This window comes from Blautia sp. Marseille-P2398 (assembly GCF_964240315.1).
Classification (GTDB): Bacteria; Bacillota; Clostridia; order Lachnospirales; family Lachnospiraceae; genus Blautia_A; species Blautia_A wexlerae.
This window is the reverse complement of sequence record NZ_CAXSTD010000009.1, coordinates 16,226-37,696: the sequence shown is the minus strand read 5'-3', so window position 1 is coordinate 37,696 and position 21,471 is coordinate 16,226. Positions and strand designations below refer to the sequence as shown.

Here is a 21,471-nt window from a genome sequence, read left to right as displayed (position 1 = left end):
CATCAAACCACTTTTCATATCCCATTATCACAGTTCAAACAGAAAACTTACCCCAGACTGTTTTGTAATGTACTGATCAATTCCTCTATAACAATTGGTTTGGATAGAAATCCATCCATGCCACATGCCAGTGCTTTCTTTCTGTCTTCGTCAAAAGCATTGGCAGTCATGGCAAGGATCGTAATTCCCGCCAGTGAAGGATTATCCAGTGAACGGATCCGCTCAGTAGCCTCATATCCATTCATTACAGGCATCTGCACATCCATAAGCACCAGATCATAGTCACCTGATGTTGAATTCTTAACTTTCTCCACAGCCTCTGCTCCATCTTCCGCTGTATCAACCTGAAAACCATATTCACTAAGGAGTGCTACTGCAATTTCTCTGTTCAGTTCATTATCTTCCACAAGCAGTATTTGCCTGCCTCTGAAATCTGAATCTGCTGCCGGAAGAATATTATCCTCTGCCCCGGCCTGCTTCTGACCGATAGCAGCCATCAGAGTCTCTCTGATATCTGACATAAACATAGGTTTGGCACAGAACGCAGTCACCCCTGCTGCCCTGGCTTCCACTTCAATATCTGACCAGTCGTAAGCAGTCAGGATAATGATTGGCGTATCATCACCAAGACTGCGGATCTGACGGGTAACTTCAATGCCATTCATATCAGGCAGACGCCAGTCAATGATATAAGCGTGGAATGCATCCCCCATTTCCATAGACTGTCGTGCACGGAGAACAGCCTCCTTACCGGAAAGTGTCCATTCCGAACGCATTCCAACCTTTACAAGCATCTTAGTCACACTGTCACAAGTATTGAAATCATCGTCTACTACCAATGCTTTCAGACCTTCCAGCTCTGCGATTTTCTCTATACGGTGGTTCTCAGGCTGAATCCGCAATGGCAGACGGATAATAAATTCAGTACCTTTGCCCTGTTCTGTCTGAACCTCAATGGTTCCGCCCATCATATCCACGATGTTCTTGGTGATAGCCATACCCAGTCCTGTACCCTGAGTCCTGCTTACAGTGGAAGTCCGCTCTCTCTCAAAAGGAGAAAAGATCTTCTGTACAAATTTCTGACTCATGCCGATTCCGTTATCCTTTACCCGGATTTCGTACAGTTCACAGCCTCTCTGTGTACCCGGATACTCTCTCAGCCGGACAGAAACGGTTCCGCCTGCAGGAGTAAACTTGATCGCATTGGACAAAAGATTCAGCAGTACCTGATTCAGCCTGGTCTTGTCACAATAAACATCCTCATTGGTAACATCCATGACATCCATGTAAAGCTCTAACTGTTTCGCATGGATTTGTCCGCTGATAATGGTTTTCAGATCATGAAGAACCTCTGACAGACTGACTTCCGTCTCTTCCAGATGGATTTTCCCGCTCTCAATACGGCTCATATCCAGGATATCATTGATCAGTGAGAGCAGATGATTACTGGAGGAAAGAATCTTACCCAGATAATCCCGAACCCTTTCTTTATCATCAATGTTGCTTACAGCCAGTGTAGTAAAACCAATGATCGCATTCATTGGTGTACGGATATCATGAGACATATTGGAAAGGAAGGTGCTCTTTGCCTTGTTTGCAGTCTCCGCAGCGCGGACCGCCTCAGAAAGGGCCTGATTCATTTTTCTATCAGAGGTACGATCTGACAGAACCAGGATATATTTCTTTTTTCCGTTTACCTCGCTGCCCATTGCAACGTTATGAAACCAGCGGTGTTCTCCTGTTTTCTGATGAACATATTCAAGATCCCATTCCTGCTGCTCATGAACCTGGATTTCTTCCAGATACTTCTTCTCCGGATCTTCAACGTCCCCGGGATGCAGTTTCCCAAGGACACAAATATCTTTACGAATCTGTTCTACTGTAATTCCCAGCAGTTTTTCCACATTGGGACTGACGTAATCTGCCTGATATGTTTTTGCATCCAGCATCAGGAAAACGTCATCTACATTCATTGACAGCTTTTGAAACAATTCGTCCCTGTACAGGATCTCCGTATCCTTTCTCTTCAGGTTTACCCTGTTTTTCCGGAGAATAATTCCAATAAAAAGACCGGCAATACACACCGCTACTGCACTTACAAGCAGCACAGTGCTACGCTGCAGAACATTCATACTTGCATTGACGATATCAGCCTGGACAAGTCCCAGAAAGATCCAGTCCTGAGGTTTGGATTTCTCATAGACCAGATAGTAATCCTCTCCATCCAGATTTATCAGCATTGCATCTGTATGTCCTTCCTTAAACTCTTCTGAAAGCTTAAGGATCTCTTTTTCAGACAGAGTAGAATGTTCTCTCAGAATCCCAAAGAAATTATACACCTCTCCCCATGCCTCAGAAGAATGATCCACAACAACACGGCCATCCGGATGAACCACATAACTCTGGGCATTTCCATTGAAAGCAGAAATATTCAGCACATTTACGATATCAGAGTTTTCATAGGCAATGGCAATGGCATCATATTCAAAGCCCTGATAACTTCCATGAGGCCTGGGAGTGGCAAAAACAAGGAGCTGGGATTTTCCGGGAACTGTTGCATTGGTTATCACATCATTTCCCTGCCGGATCTCATCTTCAATATTTTCCTGTAATCCCAGATACCCGGTTTCACCTGTTACCATCTTATAGTTCCCGTCCGCTGACAGGAAATAAAAATCTAAAAAGCCTGCATCTTCCTGTGCTTTCTCTATATACTCACGAATTTCACTTTCATCGGAAGTGTTCTGCAGATATTCCCCCCATATATGGAGATAAGTCAGATTCTTATTTGTCAGCTCACTTAGCATATTATCAGACTGATGAAAAATTTCTGTCAGGTGAGAAACACTTTCCTCATAAACAGTCTTCGATACAAACCCCAAATATTGGAAAACAGTCAAAAGGATTCCAACAAATAGGGCAATAAGAACTGCTGCATTCCATCGTTTTCTCACAACCCGTTTCTTTCTGTTTGTATTATGATTCTTAACATCCATTCTTCTCACCTCAGAGTAATGTAGTCTTCAGGCTCTGCAAGAATGGCATTACCATCTGAAACATATGTTGTCCAGGTATCTTCCACAGAGGTATCCCCTCCATCAAATACAATATTTTCCTCTGCTGGATAAGCTTCCATATATTGTGGTGCTGCAAGGCAGGTCACAGTAAAAGTATCCTTGTCCTGAATCTGTTTTCCATTCTTTGAAACTTTACTCAATGTATAACCATTATCCGTTTCCCTGATTTCTACAGAAATACCACTGAACACAGGCAGAGAGCCACGGTTAAAGGGGATAAAGCCTCCCTGGTAGCCTTCTACGAAGTTTCTGACCGTTTCCTTCAGTTCTGCCCCGCTCATCTCACTGCTGTAAGCGGAAAGCTCGTTTGGCATAATCATGTTGCCTGCCATTTTTTCTGTATAACCGGCCTTCAGTACATTTCCTGTAAAGCTGTTTCCTGTTGCAATCAGCACATCCGTCCCATAAATACCGCGCAAAGTGTTTGCCATAACAGAATAGGCTTCATTGCCTCCGCTGGTATGGAAACGATTGGAATAAGTTTTCTTTGAATCCAACACAATATCCTCAGAAGTGGATTTTTCTTCAAGAAGCTGGGAATTAAATGACTGATAAGCCTGCTCTGCATTATATTCTCCTGAGATCATCTTAGACACCACATCCCTGGAAATGGAAAAAAAGTCATTTGACGCAATACGGATATACATATGGTTTTCTTCGATCACAGGTTTCACATCCTTCAGATATTCCGTAAGCCGGAAATCCACATCCTGGCTATAGCTTAACAGATCCTGCCCATCATAAATGATCCGGTTCTGCGCATCCTCTGAAAGCATTGTGTTCAGTACCTTCATTGCTTTCTGCCGACGTGTTTCATCCTTTGTCAGGTCACGGTTTAAAGCTATCTGGAAATATGGTGTAGTCATCAGCCACTTTTCGCCGTTCTGCTGAAAGAATGGCAGGAATGTTGTGTTAATGCCCTGATCCTGGAACATTTTTACACCGGCAGAACTGCCGAAATACATGGCAAGCTTACCACTTTTGTACATCTCAACCACATCATCATAATTCATATCCAGATCATCCTGGCTCAGCCCTGTATCCTGAATAAACTGCTCCATACGTTCAAAAGCCTCCGGCCAGACAATACTGTCCAGACCTTCTCTCTTTGCATTGTCCGGGTCACTGTAGATGGTACGCCACTTACGTCCATCCACAGAAGACAGCTCTGATGCAGACAGACCCTGCAGTGTTTCCATACAGGTATAATCATAGTAATAGTCTGCAGTAAACCCACGGATACCCACCTCATCAAATGCCTGGCAGGCAGAAACGAAGCTTTCATAATCCGTTGGAAGAGGAATATCATACTTTTCAAAAAGATCTTTGTTCACTACAAAGCCATGGGCATCTGCACACACAGGAAGCCAGTTTACACTGCCATCCTGATTTTTGAAATTGTTAAGGTAGGTATCATAGACAGCACCTGCAGCATTGGTTGTGGAAAGATCCATCAGACTGTCCTTCAGGGGGCTTGCATCATGGAGGGAAAACCTGCAGCAGGTTATAATATCCGGCAATCCGCCGTTTTCATTCAGAAAACGATAGAAATCCAGATCATTATTGCCTACTACAAATTCAACGTTGATATCCGGAAGCTGTTCCTGGATGTATGGCGCATATTTTTCATACAGCTTTGTGCTCCATAAATACACTGTGATGGTTTCTGCATCTTCTTTTTCCGCACTTTTCCCGCCGCAGCCAGACAGAAGTGATACGGCTGTCACCATCGCCAAAAGCACAGAAACTAACTTGTTCCATTTTTTCTTTTTCATTATAACTTCTCCCTCTGATTGCGTTTTACTAACTCATTGATCACTTTTACTAATAATTTCCCATCAACAGGCTTGGCAATATGTTCATCCATTCCTGCTTCCTTTGCTCTCATTTTGTCCTCAGTGAACGCGTTTGCTGTCATGGCAATGATCGGTATCACTTTTGCATCCTCTCTGTCCAGAGAGCGGATCATCTTTGCTGCTTCATATCCATTCATGACAGGCATCATAATATCCATAAGAATAGCATCAAATTCTCCAGGTCTGCTTTTTCTGAATATGTCAACAGCCTTCTGTCCATTCCATGCTTTTGTCACCACAGCGCCTTCATTCTGAAGCACAAATTCTGCAATCTCCATATTCAGCTCATTATCCTCTGTCAGAAGAACATGGAGCCCCTGGATAGAAGTTTCTGTTTTTTCTTCCGTTTCATTCCTGTCCTTCATATCTGCATCAATCTGGAATGGAATCCGGATCACAAATGTAGTCCCTGTGCCTTCTTTACCTTCAAAGGAAATGGTTCCGCCCATTTTCTCCACCAGTTTTTTTGTAATTGGCATTCCCAGTCCTGTTCCGGCGAATTTTGTGCGGCTTCCTGCATGTTCCTGTGCAAATGGTTCAAAAATGCGTTTCTGGAATGCCTCTGTCATTCCAATTCCGGTGTCTCTGCAGACAAATTCCAATGTGGTCATTGCTGTCTGTTTTGATGGGATTTCCCGACAGCTGATATAGACATATCCGTTTTCTTTGTTATATTTCACCGCATTAGACAAAATATTCATCAGAATCCGTTTCACATGCACCGGACTTCCAATAAGATTCCAGTGTGTAACTTCTTTCTCTTCCCAAATGATCCGGATATTCTGCTCCGCAGCCATATGTTCGATCACACCCAGTATTTCCTCAAAAATACTGTTCAGATTAAATGGGATTTCTTCCAGAACCACTTCATCTGACTCCAGCTTGCTCATGTCCAGAACCTCGTTTATCAGTTCCAGCAACAGATGAGATGCCTCTTTGATCTTTGCCCTGCATTCCGTCTGTTTCTCCATATTGTCTGCATAATAGTCTGCCACATTGATCATGCCGCAGATTCCATTGATCGGTGTCCGGATATCATGGCTCATTCGCTGTAGAAACTCGGTTTTTGCCTCATTGGCTGCTTCTGCTTTTTTTGCTGTTCTCAGAAGTTCTGCTTTATATTTTTCATCTTTTTCCTGTTCCTGTTTCCGGTGTGCCAGATCCGCTCTGTAACCCCAGAAGCAGAATATACCGAATATGAGTAAATAAAGAAAAACGACAGCTGTTACACTTAGCGGCAGGTTACGGAATACTTCCGTATCCGGAAGATAGGCATAAATATAATAATCCCTCTGCTTCAGCATGATTCCGTAACCTCCGGTTCCTTCATTTTTTAAATGAAAAATATGCTGACTGTCTGTATGCTCTTTCATTGCCTGGACAACCTGGTTGCCGGCAGTATCCTGTCCCAGCAGGCTTTCATCGTTGCTGGCAACAATGGTTCCCTTGTCTGCAACAATAATCGTTCCATCTTTCTGAGTGCTATAGCCCTTTAAAAGGTTCTGTATTGTCAGGGTATAATTTCTGACAAATTCCGAAGATGTATAATAATAGATTGCAACCATACCTGGCCCATCTTTTCTGGCACAGGCTGCAATGTCGATACGTGATCCGTCTTCTCGGTCAATCCGTTCCGAATAAGATCTTTCTTCATATCCGGTAAAATCCATGATAATGTCTTTTTGCAGATAATCTGTGATCTCATTGGTCAGAGCCTCATCCATGCTGTATTTGCAGACTGTCTTTCCCTCTGCATCCAGCACAAGGATACCATCCACCCAGAGGGTCTGCAGATTTTCTTTCAGAAACTCCTGGCTTAGCCGGCCGCCGTTTTCTGTTTCCATGTCGATATTCGTACTCATCTGTCTGGCACTTTCAATGGCGCGGAGGAGACTTTTAGATTCCGAAGCTTCATTATAATGGGTATAGGTGGAACACTGCACTTTGACATAGTTTACAGTTTTCACCATCCTGTTCTCTGCTTCTTTTTTCTCTGCCTGAAAAAAGTAATACAGGGAAGTTGCAGTCACACAGATTCCAAGCAGAATGCCGAATATCCAGAATCGTTTTACTTTTATTCTTCTCCTAATATCCAAGATCATCCACCTCCAGATACTTCTGGGGATCATCCAGATATTTTTTAATGATTTTCAGGGATGTGCCATCCTGACGCATTTCTTCCAGCGTCTGATCCATCTGCTCACAGATTCCTCTGTCATCCTCTTTTGCAAAAGCAACACCTATCCCGACCACCATCAGCGGATCTTCCAGAATACGGAAGCTTGCATCATAATCCTTCATGTACTGGACAATGGATTCCTCATGTGCAGCAACTGCATCTACATATCCTTTTCCCAGAAAGGTATAGATCAGTTCCCTGTGCCCAAGACTGATCAGATTGCCCAGTTTGGGGATCCTTTCATCTGTCCGGTTCAGAAAGATGCCTTCCGGTTTGGTTGTGGACTGGACGGCAAGGTTCTTTCCCTCCAGATCACTTAGTTTATAGATATCACTGCTCTCATTTACAGCAACTACCTGGCGGCTTGCTATGTAGGGTCCTGCCCAGCGGTAATCGTCAAGGCGTCCTTCCATGGAAAAACAGCCCATAATACAGTCAATCTCTCCGCTTTCTACCAGTTCTTTTTTCTTCTCCCAGTTGATCTGGACAACATCCACCTGATAACCCATTCTTTTAAAAGCTTCTGTAGCCAGTTCCACATCAATTCCTGTGGGAATCCCATCTTCATTCAGATAATTGTATGGCGGATAACTGTCACTGCCCAGGGTGATGACGGGCTTTTCCCTTTCTTTTTTAGTGATATTTGTGTTTTTACACCCTGCCAGGGCAGTTGCTAAAATTCCCACAAGCAGAATGCCTGCAATCACCTTTTTCCCTTTCATCTTTTCTCCATTCCTGCTATTCTTTTCTATTTTTTCTCAAATTTAACCGAATCAGGTAAGTCCCCTGCGGAGGTTGCGAATATCCGCTTGAAGACACAAAAAAGTTCCTTGTAAAAAATTTTACAGGAACTTTTTCCATAATGCCCATTTAACATTTACCTTTTTTATTACTGAGGCATGATGCAACCGGCTGGCATGGCCAGATTTCAATCTGACTTTAGCTCCTTCTGGCTTTGCGCCCCGGCTTTTCAACCGGTTTGCCAATAAATGCCATAAAAAATTATTTTTTATTATAGCACTCATACTATATCATGTCTATAAGAAAATATGTTACTGTTCACAGCAACACGCTTCGCGGGATATTGCCAGTGAACAGTAACGAAAATATACCTCTTAACATACGAATCCAGCTTTCCATCAAAACTTAAGAGAAATTTACCGGAATGAAACTCCTTCATCAACCGGCCATGATTTTCTAAGTGCCCCATAGGAGATCAGAAAATTCGCAAGCCATCCGGCCGGTACAGCAAGCCAGACAAATGCAATTCCATAACGCGGTGCAAAAATCAAGGCAACTGACAGCCGAATGGCAAGATTTACCATATTGGCAATGAGAAACGGCCGCATAATTCCAAGTCCACGAAGAACTCCATCTGTTGCCATCTTAATACCCATAAAAATAAAGAAATATCCCAGCCATTTCATATAATCCCCGGACACCTGATATGCCAGAGCGGTTCCATCTTTTCCAAGGAATAAGGAAGAAATTGGGGTGTGCAGTGTTTCAATGACTATGAAAGCAAGGACTGCGAAACACAGGTCCAACACCAGTGCAGCATGGTATCCTTTTTTGATACGTTCAATTTTCTTTGCTCCAAGATTCTGGGAAACATAGGGCGAAACCGCATTTCCAATGGATACAAATATCAGTGAAAAAACATTCTCTACTCTCATGGTTGCCGCATAACCTGCCAGCGCTTGTGTACCGAAGGGATTTACAACCGCCTGTACGATCATCATACCAATTGACACTGTGGATTGCTGAAGAACCGATGGTACTGCAATACGAAGCATGGAATGTAACTCCTGCCTGTCAAACCAGTTAAAGCGGCTTTTATATCGACGCATCCGGTTAAAGAAAATCAAAAGCGAAAACACTGCGGAAATCCCCTGCGCAATGAGAGTTGCAAGGGCGGCACCGAACACACCCAGCCCTAAACCTGCCACCATCCAAAGATCCATAACAATATTCAAAACAGAAGAAAATATCAAAAGGCCCAACGGAATCTTCGATTCACCGATGGAATTGAACATCGTTGAAAGGATATTGTACATAAACAGAAAGGGAAATCCCACAAAATAAACACGCAGATACAGTACCGCTTCATCCAGTATGTCAGCAGGTGTTTGTAATAAACTCATCATAAAATGAGAAAAAACAAAGCCAAAAACCCCCAGAAGTATACTCAGAATCAGAAAACTGATCAACGATGTTGACACAATTGTTTTCATTTTGCTATAATTCTGAGCTCCAAAATAGCGGCTCACAAGTACGCCTGCTCCTACACCAGCTCCCAAAGCCACACAGATGAAAACATTGGTCAAAGCGGCACAGGCTCCAACTGCCGCAAGTGCAGAGGATCCCACAAACTGACCGACGATAATGGAATCAGCCATATTATATACTTGTTGAAAGAAGCTGCCCAGAATCATAGGCATTGCAAAAACAGTCAGTGCTTTAAGAGGGGCATCTGTGATTAAATATTCATCTTTTGACATTCTCATTTTCCTCCATCAATTCCTGCTTTTTATCCGAAATCACGATTGTATTTTCAAAATGTAAGTTTAAGATTTCGTTACGCAACAATTATATGTAATTACAGCAAATAAGTCAAGCTGCTGTTTACTTTTAGTAATATAAATGATATGATATTTGATATTGAAAAAAACTGCTATCAGATGGATATTATTTTATATTATTTTACAGGAGGGAACTTATGTACCTGGACGGTTTAGATGAGCTGGATCAGAAGATTATCCGGCTGCTTATAGAAAACGCACGTATCTCTTACTCTGATATCGGTGAAGAAACCGGTATTTCCAGAGTGGCAGTAAAAGCCCGTATCCAGGCTTTGGAGCAAAGAGGCGTAATCGAAGAATATACAACAATTATTAATCCGCAAAAAATCAGTGGGGCTGTATCATGCTATTTTGAAATTGAAACAAAACCGGAGTACCTGGCGCAGGTGACAGATATATTGTACAAAAATAATACAATCACACAGATTTACCGTGTCACAGGAAGAGACAGGCTTCATGTACATGCCGTTGCTTCATCAGGTGATGAAATGGAATACTTCCTGCACAATGTCATTGATACACTGCCTGGCATTATCAGCTGCAGTTGCAATATGATCTTATCACGCATTAAAGATATTAAAGGATTACGGCTATAAAAGTCAGAAGTTGCAACCAACCTTGATCCATACAGTCATATCACCCTGCCAAAGTGAATTAAATATAACGCTCTTAGCCACTTTTTGACTTCAACAGTTTGCTCTTCCTGAAACGCCTCGCAGCTTTTCAAAATAACAATAAAATGCCCATCGCTTCTTACATGAAAGAATACCGTATGAAGTCGGCATCAAATATGCTGTTGCAGGAAGATAAATCTATTTCGGAAATTGCCGCCACTGTGGGATATAAAAGCCAAAGTAAATTTACATCGGCTTTCCGAGATATATTTCAGATATTACCTACTGCATATCAGAAACTGTATCGTAATCAATAATTTTAATGCAAAACTGCACCCACAATATCCCTGAGTGCAGTTTTGTATCAATCAATATTCTAATGTTTCTCCATCAAGTGGAATATCAAGAACAAGTATCCTATACAAATGCACTTTCCTCATTTGCTTTCTGCAAATCTTTTAACACTGTTCCTATATCTCCCAAAATAGCAATTCCCTTATCTTCAATGAATTCCGGCAAAAACTGATATTCTGAATTTACGGAAATATAATATGCATCTTTCAAACTGTTTGTCAGTTCCCAAAACGGTTCCTGTATAAACATCGGTGTCATGCGCCCTACTCCAAGTTCTATCAAGAGAATTTTTCTATCTTTGTTCTTTTGAATGTATTTTGAGATTTTCTCATATTCTTCTTCGTATTTTTTCCCTTGCAGAAAATTCCCATATCCTCTTACCCACGGAAACATTTCCGCACCACAATGAGGGCAGCGAGGAATCAGTTCATCCGGCACCATTGTCCCCTCTCCCATAGCCGCAATCATATCTGCCACAGGTTGTACGGCATCCCATGTTTCATCCTGACAGCACTGGGAACACTGGAAGAAACGATGATCTCCCTGAATCTCACTGACCTTTTCTTCCGGATAAATCTTTACAAACTGTGTATCCTGATTAGTCGTTAAGATATGAAAGTCCTTTCCCTGCAAGATTCTATCCAAATCCAGATATGGCTCTCTGATAGGGGCATTTTGTGTAGTATTTAAAAAGGTTGCCACATATCCCCAGTGTTCATTTCTTGTAGAAAACCGATGCATCATGCCGCTAAAAGCACCTTTGAATCCATACTTATCTGCAAATTTTCCAAAATGCTCACGAAAAGAAGGGGTATCACTATAATAAAAGTCACCACCTCCAGCCGCTGATAAACCGGATGCTCCGCCTACTATGATACACTCTGCCTCCTGCACTCTGCGAACAAATTCCTGAATCTGTTCCTCATAAGGAAGTGGTTTTTGTTTGCTCAACACTACAGCAGTACCGCCGGATGCATAGGTACTATAGTGTCTGGAATAGTTCATTTGTGTTTTCATTACCAAATTTTCATAACAGCTCATTTTTTTCATTCTCCTATCTCACAACTGTAATATCTTTAACCACCTTACTTAGTCTATCCTTCCCTTTCTGATTTCCTTTAACGCTACCGTAAGATTACCATCCACACCGATGGATTTTTCTTTGATTTCTTCTGGAATGTAAATTTCGCCCTTGTTAAATGTGATATATCTTGCCTGTGGTTCTACTGCTACTAGCTGCATCAAAGGAGCTTTAATCATCTGATTTCTCCAACCAATACCAAATTCCAGAATTACCAGCTTCTTTCCATGTAAATTCTGAATAAATTCTTGATAGTGGGCAGCCTTTTCCTTCCAATTTTTTGTTTCTGTAAACGAGGACATCTCACCCCAATCTACTTCCATATCTCCACCGCATTTTGGACATTTCGGCAGTAACTCTTTGGGTACTCTTCCGTTTACTTCCTCTTCTGTCATGGCGAGAACTGCTTTTTGATTAGGATAGACCTCGTCATGACATCTGTTCTTGCACCGCATCTGGGTTAATTTCCCTTCCATTTCAAAAACACGGTCTGCCTCAAAACCTGCCGGCACAAAATGATCCTCCGCATTGGAAGTTACTACGAAATATTCTTTATCCTTTACTAGTGCATAGATATTTTTCATAATCTCACTCGGCTCATCCTGCATAGCTTTTGCCTTAACAAGTCTGCTTACAAACGCCCACTTTTCTTCTACCTTCATTGGCACTGAAAATCCGTGTAAAACACAACGCAGTCCGTATTTTTCTCTGAAATCTCCCATATTTTCCTGAAACCATGCGTCATCTGCAAAAATATTATATCCCTCTGCGATAGACAAACCATTACTGGCTCCAATCAAAATACCATCTGCTTCTTTGATGATTTGGCTTATCTCTTGATATACATTCATCTTCACCACATTTCCTTTCCCGCCAAAAAACTGACTTGTTCCTCCTTTTGCATACACCACTTTATCTCCTTTTTTATATCAGATTCCACACTTTTTATTTTGCTTGACTTTTATTTTTTTACTTGTTAAAATTAAATTTACATCAAGTATTAAAATCATACTATCATGTAAGTTTAAAAATTGCAAGAAGAAAATTCGAGGTGACAAATGAAATATTCCACAAAGCTTAGTGACACCATTCATATTCTTATATTTATTGCTCTTGGAGATGACGAACAACTCTCCAGCACAAAAATCGCAGAAAGTATCAAGACAAACCCGGCTTATGTCAGACAGCTTATGGCAACCCTGAAAAATGCAGGCATTGTTGTCAACACACAAGGTCATGCGAATGCCGCTCTTGCAAAATCGGCAGATAAAATCAATATGTATGACATCTACCGAGCCGTAGAGGGCGATAAGCCGCTGCTTCACCTGGACACAGATACCAATCCGGATTGTGGAATCGGTATCAACATTCAATTCGCTATTGGGGACTTCTATCATGAAATTCAAAATATGGTAGATGAAAAAATGAAATCCATTACATTGCAGGATATTATTGATCGGTATTATTTTAAAATCAGGAAAGTTAAAAGTCTTTAACTAATCAAGAGTAGCAAGCACTGCCTGTGTCATGACACAGGCGAAATCCCCCACACTTTCCTATCGTCTGTGTGGTTAAATTTCCATACATGGATAACTATAACTACCACAAAGGTATGAATGTAATCATTCAGGAATTAAAGGATCTGTTAAAGACAAAAAGCATTGGCACTGACTCTGACTAGGCATTATTGCTAGATTTTCAGGCAGCCCTTGAAACCAAACCAGAAAAAGCAATAAAACTGGAAAAGGATGCCCTTGCCCTGGTTAAAAAAATTACAGAAGAGAATGCTCATCTTGTTTCCAATCTCCATTCAAACCTCCATTTAAACCTCGGTGGTCTTTACCGCACGAACGGTTACCCAGATCTTGCAAAAGAATATATGGAAAAAGGAATCTCTGTCCTGCAAAAATTATCTGGCATCATCAAGGAATACCATTCCGATGACTGTCTGGATTATGCCAAAGTTCAGGAAAACCTTGCAACCATTTATCTGATGACTGCCAATCTTCCGCAAGCCAAAACGCATTTTAAAAGAGCTTTCAAAATATATGAAAAGATCTGGGCTGATGAACCGGAAATGATTGAGGCAAAATATCAGGAAATCCAAGAGTTATATCCACAGGTTGGTTTCCTTCTTGGACAACAGATATCAAGTTTTTTAACAAAACAGGCATAATTTGGGGGAGAAAGTCTTTATTTTAGTTTTCATATATATCTTATATGATGACAATGTGTTGACATTAGGCACATATTTGAATATACTATACTTGAATGGAGGTGTTCTGTATGGCAACAACTAATTTAAATATTCGTATAGACAAGGCAATCAAGGACCAGGCGGAGGAAATCTTCAATGAGCTTGGTCTGAATATGACAACTGCTGTAAATATGTTCCTGAGAACCGCTATCCGTGAGCATGGTATTCCTTTTGAATTAAAACTGGAAGTACCGAATGATACGACAGCCGCTGCCATTGAGGAAGGCAGAAAAATGATGAAGGATCCTTCTGCTCCGCGTTATTCCAGTATGGATGCGCTTAAGGCAGCTCTCGACGTATGAAATACGACATTCAGTTTACCAATCAGTTTAAAAAGGATTTGAAGCTTGCCAAAAAGCAAAATAAAAATCTTGATAAGCTGTTTGAAGTAATTGATATTCTGGCGAATGGCGGTACGCTGGATGCAAAATACAGAGATCATGACCTTACAGGAAACTACAAAGGCACGCGTGAGTGTCACATCGAACCGGACTGGCTGCTTATTTATGAGATTTGTGGAGATGTTCTTGTTTTGATGCTTTATCGCCTTGGTTCACATTCTGAGCTGTTTAAGAAATAAGTACAAATCGGAAATTTGGAAAGGGGTGTGCTGCCATGCTGAGAAAGTTGAATTGTTTTTTAAACATCGTTATTGGTTCATCAATAGGAGTTTTCATTGGATTCGGAATTTATAAGTTCTGGCACTTTAAAACCTACCCAAATTTATATGCCATACAGTCTGCACCGTGGTACACAGAGCTGCTGTTGGATGGTGCCTTGGTGGCTGTTGTGGTGGTCGTATGTATTATCCTAAAGCTGATTATTCGGAAAAAGTCAAAGCCATAACTTCCAATTGAACAAAATCGCTGCGCGATGGCCTGCCAAAGCTATGGCGCAGTTTTTCTTTACACTTTAATAAAAAAACAGTGGAAACCAAGTCCTACAAGTAGTATTGTTAAGTCACCACAACCAACAATCAAACAGGATCGACATCCCCACTGCCTATGAAAAGAATACCATTGAGCTGCCTTTCTGGCAAGCAGTTTTATTATGCTAATGCTCCTCCATGTAAGCAGTGTTTATACATTTACGATTTACTTTACATGGAGGATTTTATTATGTACGAAGAAATTTTTAATCAAATTAGATCTGCTGCGAATAAACGGAATCTCAAGGATTCCACGATTCATGCATACTATACCAATGTTGCTCATTTTTTGAACTCTCATGCCTGTGGATGCAAGCAGATCAATAATTGCAAGATCTCGTATTCCTTCACATTCATCGCGCATCAGTTCTAAGTCTTCATCGGAATACGTTTCCTTCACCGTTTTGCAGGTTTTAACCTTGTGTATCCTTCTTACTGGGCTTTTGACAACATAGTCCTCGTCTTCCAGCCAGGAGAAAAAGCTGGACAATATTCTGCGGATATTATCTACTGTGACCTTGCTGATTTTACTTTCAGTTTGATACTCATCCAGATAGATTCGCAAATCGTCAGTTGTAATCTGAACAACGTCCTTGCTGATCTTTTTCACGGCATTTCAGATCGTTGAAGGATATTACCTGATTCAAATCCGGCCACTCAGGAATAATCACATATCCGTTCAATGCCATCTTTCTGATATATGCACTCATGTTTTGAACTCCAGCTTCCTTCATTCGATTATGCAGTATCTCCACCTCTTCCGGTTTGAATTTTACATAAATTCCTTTTGAATACTCTTTCACTTTTCTTTTCCTCCATTTCTTTTCAAATTTGTAATTTTTAGAAATCATTCTTCCGGGGGCAATCGACAATTTCTAAAATTGGGCAACAAAAAAGCAACCGATATTACTCGATTGCCACTCTGTTACTCTTGCGAAACTATTCCTTTTTCAAAAAATTTGTAAATATTGCCTAAATGCTTTTGTGAACTTTTTCCTTCAAAAAACATTACAAATTGATAATTGACTTTTTGAAAATTATTGTTCTCAAGTTTCTATCAAAATTAGAAAAAGCCCAAACCACAAGGGTTTGAGCTTCATTTGCGCATTCACGTTTTCTGTTTTTGGGTTTTGGGTATAGAATCTCCGTTGTCAAATATAGAATATTTGTTCGATTTTGTCAAGTCTTAGTTCTTACTGTATATTCTTCTTTTTCTTTTCCGGCAATTCTTCCCACATACTCTCAACCAGTTCACACAAAAACTGCCGATCATCTACATTATCAACCAAAATCATTTCTTTAGCACCATTATAAGGTAGTTCCATCTCAGCATCTGGCATCAGCCTCAATGCCATCGAGACCGGCTTCACCAAAAGTCTGTCATCATATATCCCACCAAAAATCCTTCCACGGTAATAAAGGATGTATTCGCCCATCATTGCCCGGCTACTGAGTTCATCCAGTCCTGATAATTGTTCCATAACAAAATCCAAATACTCTTTTGTTGATGCCATATTATTTTCCTCCACACCCTTAGGCTCTCTTTATCGGATGCCTGATTACAGTCTTCAACTTCTCCGGCGCTACCTTCCTCGCATCGCTCAGATAAATCTCGTGGTGCATTCTCCGATTCGTTATATCCAATGTGTATCCCTGTTCTTCCATAAACCTGTGCATTGCATCTACCGTAGCAGGCTCATCGTCATACGCTCCGATATGCATACACTGTACACATAAGCCCTCCTCATAGGGAAAAAACTCAACCTTAGAAAAATCCTGTTTTTTCTTTGCCGTAGCTTTCCTGACAGCCCAGTCGAAATCTTCCCTGGTAACAAAATCCGGCAAGCGAATAACAGAGATCCACTTAAAATCTTCCTTACGAGCATAATCAATTCCGGATACTCCATCCTGCCACCAGAATCCCTCTAATGGCGGCACGACATAATCGAAATATCCATCAATCCGATGATCTTCCTTTTTGCTCATTTTAATCGTAAATGCAATTCCATACAAAAGTCCGATAGCCTGCTTGTATTCTCCGTCTGCATCATTTGGATTGCCGCTTCCCCTTACCGCTATATAGTTCATTTTCGGAACAGTTACGATAGACGGTGTGCCTTTCGGCATATAAAATTCTTTATATTCCTTCTTGTAGTCAAAAGCCATATCCTTTACACCCCTCTAAGTCCTTTTCTTCATAAGGCTTATTCCAGGAACCAATCTCTATCAGATTTCCTTCCGGATCAGCAATATAGCAGGTTCTCTGTCCCCAAGGTTCAAGTTCCGGTTCAAGTACAGATGTTGCACCATTTTCCACAGCCTTCTTGTATGCCTCGTCCACCTCTTCAAAAGTATCAACATATAGAGCTATTTCAGAATGACCATTCAGACCCTTGATATACTCATATCGCCGGTTTGTCATCTTCTCAAAATCATTCCGCCCATACAGTAAAAAAAAGTGTTCCGTCTTTTACAAGATAAACATTGGAAGTATTCTCTTCTTCCTTAATTTCAAATCCGAGAACATCCTTGTAAAAACGAATCATCTTTGCCATATCATCAACAAACAACCCAAAACCGTCTAATCTCATTTTCCTAATCCTCCATAGATTTTTAATATTTCCTCTGCATTCCTGCGAATAATGTCCCGCACTTCTTCGGGCTCAAGCACCTCTACTTTTGCTCCAAATGTCATAATCCATGTCACAAGGTTTTCCATATCCGTGTAGTCTGCTGAAAAGAGCAGCCTTCCATCGTCCGTTTCTGTAAAGCAGTTCGGTCCAAATTCTTCAACCAGCCGCCACTTCATATTCGGTGTGAAAAGAGCTTTTACCTTTATCCCACCCGGAAATATCTTCTCATTTGACAAATCCGGCATTGGTACATCTCTACGCAGGAATCCACGGTCTGTTTCAACAACACAATCCATACGGTTCAGTTTGAACAGCCTGTAATCTTTACGTTCTAAACACCACCCCCATACATACCAGCTCGACCACCGGAAAACCAGATAATATGGTTCTACCCTTCGGTTGCTCTCCCCGGACGGAGCATAATACTTAAATCGTATGATGTGCCTGTTTTCTATTGCACTCTGTATTACCTCGATCTTTGGAGCAAGAGAACCCTTATACCATGAAGATAAGTCAATCAGCATAGAGTCTCTTCCACTGATGAACTCTGATGATCCGGTCTGGATTTTCTCCATCAGTTGACTGTAGTACCTGCTTCCGCTCACACTGTCAAGACTCCGCAAACCCGCAAGAATCATCTGCATATCTTTGGAACTCAAAATCATCCTGTCCATACGATATCCATCCATAATACTGATGCCACCGCCAGTACCCTGTGCAGTTTTTATAGGAATACCTGCTTTACAAAGGTCTTCAATATCCCGATTTATTGTCCTTCGAGATACCTCAAATCTTTCTGCCAGTTCAGGAGCCGTTGTCTTTTCTTCCTGCAGTAAGATTGACAATATACCGATAAGTCTATCTATTTTCATCGTTTCTTACACTCCATATATATCATACCCAATTCAACATGACAACTATATGTCATGTTTATTATATCCGCGAAAATTTTTTCTGTAAACAAAAAGCCTACGAACATCAGATTTTATTCCCAATGTCCGAAGGCTCAATAACATTAGTTGAATTTTCTCAATCCGATAAGCCAAATTAGCCTATGATTCACTTGGAATCATCTGAAAATACTTCAACGCCTCTTCAATCGCTATTTCTTTTTCTTTTGGACATTCCGGCTGTCCGCCCTTCTCAGATTTTGACTTATTATTGTTCTCTCTTTCTATAATTCCACACTTACTCTTTACCTGTGCAATATACAGATTAGATATCTTCATCCCATCATTATGTTCTGCCACATACTTCTTTATCTCCTCATAAGTCGCCTTGCTCTCCGCAGCTGTCAAATCCATCTCATCCATATTAAGTTTCACATTCACATGATGCTTCGCTTCGTGGAGTTTGGACAATAAACATACCGTCTCCACATGCGTTGAGACGTCTGAACTGCTCTCTTTTTTACCTCATCGGTTTGTGGAAACATGTCCAGCGCCTCATCGGTTTGCGGGAACTTATCAATGGTTACCGCCTCTGCTTTGCATCAACAGTCGAGTAGACTAAGACCTCTCAATCTTAGCCCCTCACAGATCCGTACGTGCGGCTTTCCCGCATACGGCTCCTCATAGTAACATTCACTTTAATATAAGCAATAGTACGTTTTAGGCTTTGCTAATGGATAATACTTGAGCATTTCCACAAATCCATTCCATGTGTATGCCCGTCTACAACCTCTCCGATTCATAGCTTTAAACAGAAACTGCTGAACTCTATGCAAAAATGTTGTTATCTTTCGGAAATTCCATGTAACACCATAGTACCGATAGTGTCCGATTAGCTTCACATTTAATTCCTTGATTATCTCTCGCATCGGTCGATTCCGATTATCATAAATCCAATTCTTATAGGCTCTGACCTTTTGCTCAAACTTCTTTCTTGAAGTCTGTACTTTTGGTACGAAACCTCCTTTTCGGTTTTTGCTACAGTAGAAAGTAAATCCCAAAAAGTCAAATGTTTCCGGTTTATGTTCTCCTCTTGCCCTGCGATTCTGCTCTGCAAATCTTCCAAATTCAATCAGTCTGCTTTTACTACTCTCAAGTTCCAGACCAAACTTTTCCATTCGTTCTTTTAACTCTTTATAGTATCTTTCAGCTTCTGACTTATATTGAAATCCTGCAACAAAATCATCCGCAAAGTTGACAAGAAAACACTCTCCCTGCATTTCCTTCTTCACTACAAGTTTGAACCACAGCGTCAGCACATGATGCATGTATATATTCGCAAGCATCGGACTCATTACTGAGCCTTGTGCCGAACCTTCCTCTGTTGGTTCAAATTTACCTTGTTCCATTATTCCTGCTTTAAGATATTTACGTATCAGCCACAGTAAGTTCTTATCCTGTATGTTCCATTCGAGAAACTTCATCATCCACTCATGGTCGATATGGTCAAAGAACCCTTTGATGTCAGCATCTACGATATAGCTGATTTTCCCATAACTTATCCGTTGATATATCTCTTTTATCGCTTCGTGACAACCTCTGTTCGGTCTGAATCCATACATACAGTTTAGGAATCTTGGCTCATAAATAGCACCCAATATTTTCTTCACTGCCATTTGTACAATCTTATCTTCATAAGAAGCTATCCCTAATGGTCTTTTCTTTCCATTTGCTTTAGGAATGTATACCCTCAGCGATGGAAGTGGCTTAAAGGATTTGTTTTTCAGCCTTTGTACTAAATCCTTGATATTTCTGTCAAGGTTCTTCCCATACTCATCTTTGGTTACCTTGTCGATTCCGACTGCTTTGCTCCCATCTAATTCCTTATGACATTGCTTTAACATATCTTCATTTATCAAATGGTACACTGATGTAAATATAGGATGTTTTGTTGTTGCTGATATTTCAGCTATTCTTACTAATTTCGTTTCCATTATTTCCTCCGTCCCTGAGTACGGATAATGTGTCCTCAGTAAGACCTTTACTATGCAATCCCCTTCCCTCCATCGGCATTACCCGATTTCTACAGTACTATGAGATTGTCCGACTACCTGCCATTCATTTGAAATCCTCCGTTTTCAGTTGTGACTTCATACTCTTTTTCGAGAAACGGCAGGTTCTCCCCAGTTGATGTGTATTCACGATGTAAAACATGATTGGTTCTCTGACTCCGCAGTGCCACATAATACTCGCCATATCGTATTACATGATATTGTCTTCCGCACCAGTTAAGACGTCGACCGACTGAAGTTAACGTTTCGAAGCTCAATCACTATTCAACCCTGCTTTCTTGCTGTCTACGCTTGTCAAATGCCGTTACCGACATCATCCCAAGACTCGCTATTATCTGGTTGGCTAAACCTTGGATAAACCGGATTCCCACCGGCTTGACTACACACCCTTAGCTGGGCGCACAACTAGAATTTGTCAGCCTAATTGCTTTTTGATTTCAGCTTTCACTTTATCCAAATCACTGCAAGTCAAGATTGGAATCAGCCGGTTGATTTCGTCAATGCTCCTATCCCACCACTTGAATCTCAGCAGCAATTCAATCAGTTCATCGTCAAAGCGTTTTTGAATTGCTCTTGCAGGATTCCCAACGACCTTCGTATATGGTGGAACATCACTTCCCACAACGCTGTTTGCACCAATGATTGCACCATCTCCAATGTGAACGCCGGGAAGGATTACCGAATTTTGCCCGATCCAAACATCATTTTCGATAACGGTATCTCCTTTTAATGGCAGATCCGTCTTTGCAGGCGGCGACATTTCCCATCCCTCCAAGGTATAGAACGGGAATGTAGAGACGGCGTTCATCTGATGTTTTGCACCGTTCATCACAAACTCAACTCCGGCGGCGATTTGACAGAACTTTCCGATGATGAGTTTGTCATCATTCCACTCGTATAAGTGTGAAACATGACTTTCAAAATCCGAATCGGCAATGAAGCCAAGTG

General features: G+C 41.2%; 20 protein-coding genes, 2 pseudogenes and 1 riboswitch. Of the genes and pseudogenes, 6 read left to right on the top strand and 16 right to left on the bottom strand.

Annotation, left to right across the window (positions count from 1 at the left end; genetic code table 11):
* Window positions 1–47: 47 nt before the first annotated feature.
* The 5 genes from ACESZG_RS11530 to ACESZG_RS11510 form a co-directional block, all read right to left on the bottom strand.
* The gene (locus tag ACESZG_RS11530) at window positions 48–2,996 is read right to left on the bottom strand and encodes a response regulator (RefSeq protein WP_373218339.1); all 2,949 of its coding nucleotides are present in this window, start codon (window positions 2,994–2,996) and stop codon (window positions 48–50) included.
* Between the two features lie 5 nt (window positions 2,997–3,001).
* A complete protein-coding gene (locus ACESZG_RS11525) occupies window positions 3,002–4,852 on the bottom strand; it encodes an ABC transporter substrate-binding protein (RefSeq protein ID WP_022380198.1) in 1,851 nt (616 codons plus the stop codon).
* Window positions 4,852–7,035, bottom strand: coding sequence for a hybrid sensor histidine kinase/response regulator (locus ACESZG_RS11520; protein WP_373218337.1), 2,184 nt, complete (start codon window positions 7,033–7,035; stop codon window positions 4,852–4,854). The genes ACESZG_RS11525 and ACESZG_RS11520 overlap by 1 nt, the downstream gene beginning before the upstream one ends.
* Window positions 7,019–7,834: an ABC transporter substrate-binding protein gene (locus ACESZG_RS11515; protein WP_055052653.1), complete on the bottom strand. Its 816-nt coding sequence runs from the start codon at window positions 7,832–7,834 to the stop codon at window positions 7,019–7,021. The genes ACESZG_RS11520 and ACESZG_RS11515 overlap by 17 nt, the downstream gene beginning before the upstream one ends.
* Before the next feature lie 178 nt (window positions 7,835–8,012).
* Window positions 8,013–8,106: riboswitch (cyclic di-GMP riboswitch) on the bottom strand.
* Between the two features lie 163 nt (window positions 8,107–8,269).
* Entirely contained in the window at window positions 8,270–9,613 is a 1,344-nt protein-coding gene (locus tag ACESZG_RS11510) for an MATE family efflux transporter (RefSeq protein WP_025580637.1), read from the bottom strand.
* Window positions 9,614–9,831: 218 nt separating this feature from the next.
* Here ACESZG_RS11510 and ACESZG_RS11505 point away from each other — a divergent pair, with 218 nt between their 5' ends.
* Window positions 9,832–10,290 carry an Lrp/AsnC family transcriptional regulator gene (locus ACESZG_RS11505; protein ID WP_373218334.1) on the top strand — a complete coding sequence of 153 codons (459 nt, stop codon included), beginning with the start codon at window positions 9,832–9,834 and terminating at the stop codon, window positions 10,288–10,290.
* A 98-nt stretch (window positions 10,291–10,388) separates the two neighbouring features.
* Window positions 10,389–10,625 carry an AraC family transcriptional regulator gene (locus ACESZG_RS11500; protein ID WP_082419271.1) on the top strand — a complete coding sequence of 79 codons (237 nt, stop codon included), beginning with the start codon at window positions 10,389–10,391 and terminating at the stop codon, window positions 10,623–10,625.
* A gap of 100 nt (window positions 10,626–10,725) precedes the next feature.
* Here the strand turns inward: ACESZG_RS11500 and ACESZG_RS11495 are convergent, their stop codons facing one another.
* A complete protein-coding gene (locus tag ACESZG_RS11495) occupies window positions 10,726–11,703 on the bottom strand; it encodes an NAD-dependent protein deacetylase (protein WP_242860538.1) in 978 nt (325 codons plus the stop codon).
* A gap of 48 nt (window positions 11,704–11,751) precedes the next feature.
* Window positions 11,752–12,651 (bottom strand): NAD-dependent protein deacetylase, SIR2 family, encoded by a 900-nt coding sequence (locus ACESZG_RS11490; protein WP_373218332.1) that lies wholly within the window; start codon window positions 12,649–12,651, stop codon window positions 11,752–11,754.
* A gap of 150 nt (window positions 12,652–12,801) precedes the next feature.
* Between ACESZG_RS11490 and ACESZG_RS11485 the strand changes: the two genes are divergently transcribed.
* The 4 genes from ACESZG_RS11485 to ACESZG_RS11470 all read left to right on the top strand — a co-directional run bounded on the left by ACESZG_RS11485 (window position 12,802) and on the right by ACESZG_RS11470 (window position 14,580).
* A complete protein-coding gene (locus ACESZG_RS11485; RefSeq protein WP_055052657.1) occupies window positions 12,802–13,239 on the top strand; it encodes an Rrf2 family transcriptional regulator in 438 nt (145 codons plus the stop codon).
* Between the two features lie 191 nt (window positions 13,240–13,430).
* Window positions 13,431–13,919 carry a tetratricopeptide repeat protein gene (locus ACESZG_RS11480; RefSeq protein WP_242860579.1) on the top strand — a complete coding sequence of 163 codons (489 nt, stop codon included), beginning with the start codon at window positions 13,431–13,433 and terminating at the stop codon, window positions 13,917–13,919.
* A 110-nt stretch (window positions 13,920–14,029) separates the two neighbouring features.
* The gene (locus ACESZG_RS11475; RefSeq protein ID WP_020993598.1) at window positions 14,030–14,302 is read left to right on the top strand and encodes a type II toxin-antitoxin system RelB/DinJ family antitoxin; all 273 of its coding nucleotides are present in this window, start codon (window positions 14,030–14,032) and stop codon (window positions 14,300–14,302) included.
* Window positions 14,299–14,580, top strand: a complete 282-nt coding sequence (locus ACESZG_RS11470) for a type II toxin-antitoxin system YafQ family toxin (protein WP_008706593.1) — start codon at window positions 14,299–14,301, stop codon at window positions 14,578–14,580. Before ACESZG_RS11475 ends, ACESZG_RS11470 begins: the two co-directional genes overlap by 4 nt.
* 631 nt (window positions 14,581–15,211) lie before the next feature.
* Here the strand turns inward: ACESZG_RS11470 and ACESZG_RS11465 are convergent.
* From ACESZG_RS11465 to ACESZG_RS11425, 9 genes and pseudogenes are all read right to left on the bottom strand, one after another.
* Window positions 15,212–15,529 (bottom strand): annotated as a pseudogene (locus ACESZG_RS11465) (phage integrase N-terminal SAM-like domain-containing protein); the annotation flags it as partial.
* Entirely contained in the window at window positions 15,498–15,779 is a 282-nt protein-coding gene (locus ACESZG_RS11460; RefSeq protein ID WP_373218329.1) for a hypothetical protein, read from the bottom strand. The pseudogene ACESZG_RS11465 and the gene ACESZG_RS11460, both read right to left, overlap by 32 nt.
* A gap of 342 nt (window positions 15,780–16,121) precedes the next feature.
* Window positions 16,122–16,442: a TfoX/Sxy family protein gene (locus tag ACESZG_RS11455; RefSeq protein ID WP_118330140.1), complete on the bottom strand. Its 321-nt coding sequence runs from the start codon at window positions 16,440–16,442 to the stop codon at window positions 16,122–16,124.
* Between the two features lie 19 nt (window positions 16,443–16,461).
* Window positions 16,462–17,094, bottom strand: a complete 633-nt coding sequence (locus tag ACESZG_RS11450) for a GyrI-like domain-containing protein (protein ID WP_373218327.1) — start codon at window positions 17,092–17,094, stop codon at window positions 16,462–16,464.
* A pseudogene (locus tag ACESZG_RS11445) lies at window positions 17,084–17,519 on the bottom strand (VOC family protein). Before ACESZG_RS11445 ends, ACESZG_RS11450 begins: the two are co-directional and overlap by 11 nt.
* Window positions 17,516–18,433, bottom strand: a complete 918-nt coding sequence (locus tag ACESZG_RS11440; protein WP_373218325.1) for a helix-turn-helix transcriptional regulator — start codon at window positions 18,431–18,433, stop codon at window positions 17,516–17,518. Before ACESZG_RS11440 ends, ACESZG_RS11445 begins: the two are co-directional and overlap by 4 nt.
* 180 nt (window positions 18,434–18,613) lie before the next feature.
* On the bottom strand, window positions 18,614–18,922 hold the full coding sequence (locus ACESZG_RS11435; protein ID WP_373218323.1) for a 23S rRNA methyltransferase: 309 nt from the start codon (window positions 18,920–18,922) through the stop codon (window positions 18,614–18,616).
* Window positions 18,923–19,149: 227 nt separating this feature from the next.
* Window positions 19,150–20,445 (bottom strand): group II intron reverse transcriptase/maturase, encoded by a 1,296-nt coding sequence (gene ltrA, locus ACESZG_RS11430; protein WP_173866989.1) that lies wholly within the window; start codon window positions 20,443–20,445, stop codon window positions 19,150–19,152.
* Window positions 20,446–20,938: 493 nt separating this feature from the next.
* Window positions 20,939–21,352 (bottom strand): CatB-related O-acetyltransferase, encoded by a 414-nt coding sequence (locus ACESZG_RS11425; protein ID WP_373218321.1) that lies wholly within the window; start codon window positions 21,350–21,352, stop codon window positions 20,939–20,941.
* Window positions 21,353–21,471: the final 119 nt, after the last annotated feature.

Bases quoted from the DNA above. Each gene is read 5' to 3' on its own strand.
- ACESZG_RS11495 (WP_242860538.1), bottom strand. From the start codon at position 11,703: ATGAGCTGTTATGAAAATTTGGTAATGAAAACACAAATGAACTATTCC.
- ACESZG_RS11505 (WP_373218334.1), top strand. From the start codon at position 9,832: ATGTACCTGGACGGTTTAGATGAGCTGGATCAGAAGATTATCCGGCTG.
- ACESZG_RS11475 (WP_020993598.1), top strand. From the start codon at position 14,030: ATGGCAACAACTAATTTAAATATTCGTATAGACAAGGCAATCAAGGAC.
- ACESZG_RS11470 (WP_008706593.1), top strand. From the start codon at position 14,299: ATGAAATACGACATTCAGTTTACCAATCAGTTTAAAAAGGATTTGAAG.
- ACESZG_RS11440 (WP_373218325.1), bottom strand. From the start codon at position 18,433: ATGAAAATAGATAGACTTATCGGTATATTGTCAATCTTACTGCAGGAA.
- ACESZG_RS11525 (WP_022380198.1), bottom strand. From the start codon at position 4,852: ATGAAAAAGAAAAAATGGAACAAGTTAGTTTCTGTGCTTTTGGCGATG.
- ACESZG_RS11510 (WP_025580637.1), bottom strand. From the start codon at position 9,613: ATGTCAAAAGATGAATATTTAATCACAGATGCCCCTCTTAAAGCACTG.
- ACESZG_RS11455 (WP_118330140.1), bottom strand. From the start codon at position 16,442: ATGGCATCAACAAAAGAGTATTTGGATTTTGTTATGGAACAATTATCA.
- ACESZG_RS11450 (WP_373218327.1), bottom strand. From the start codon at position 17,094: ATGGCTTTTGACTACAAGAAGGAATATAAAGAATTTTATATGCCGAAA.
- ACESZG_RS11530 (WP_373218339.1), bottom strand. From the start codon at position 2,996: ATGGATGTTAAGAATCATAATACAAACAGAAAGAAACGGGTTGTGAGA.
- ACESZG_RS11520 (WP_373218337.1), bottom strand. From the start codon at position 7,035: ATGATCTTGGATATTAGGAGAAGAATAAAAGTAAAACGATTCTGGATA.
- ltrA (WP_173866989.1), bottom strand. From the start codon at position 20,445: ATGGAAACGAAATTAGTAAGAATAGCTGAAATATCAGCAACAACAAAA.
- ACESZG_RS11485 (WP_055052657.1), top strand. From the start codon at position 12,802: ATGAAATATTCCACAAAGCTTAGTGACACCATTCATATTCTTATATTT.
- ACESZG_RS11425 (WP_373218321.1), bottom strand. From the start codon at position 21,352: ATGAACGGTGCAAAACATCAGATGAACGCCGTCTCTACATTCCCGTTC.
- ACESZG_RS11515 (WP_055052653.1), bottom strand. From the start codon at position 7,834: ATGAAAGGGAAAAAGGTGATTGCAGGCATTCTGCTTGTGGGAATTTTA.
- ACESZG_RS11460 (WP_373218329.1), bottom strand. From the start codon at position 15,779: ATGATTTCTAAAAATTACAAATTTGAAAAGAAATGGAGGAAAAGAAAA.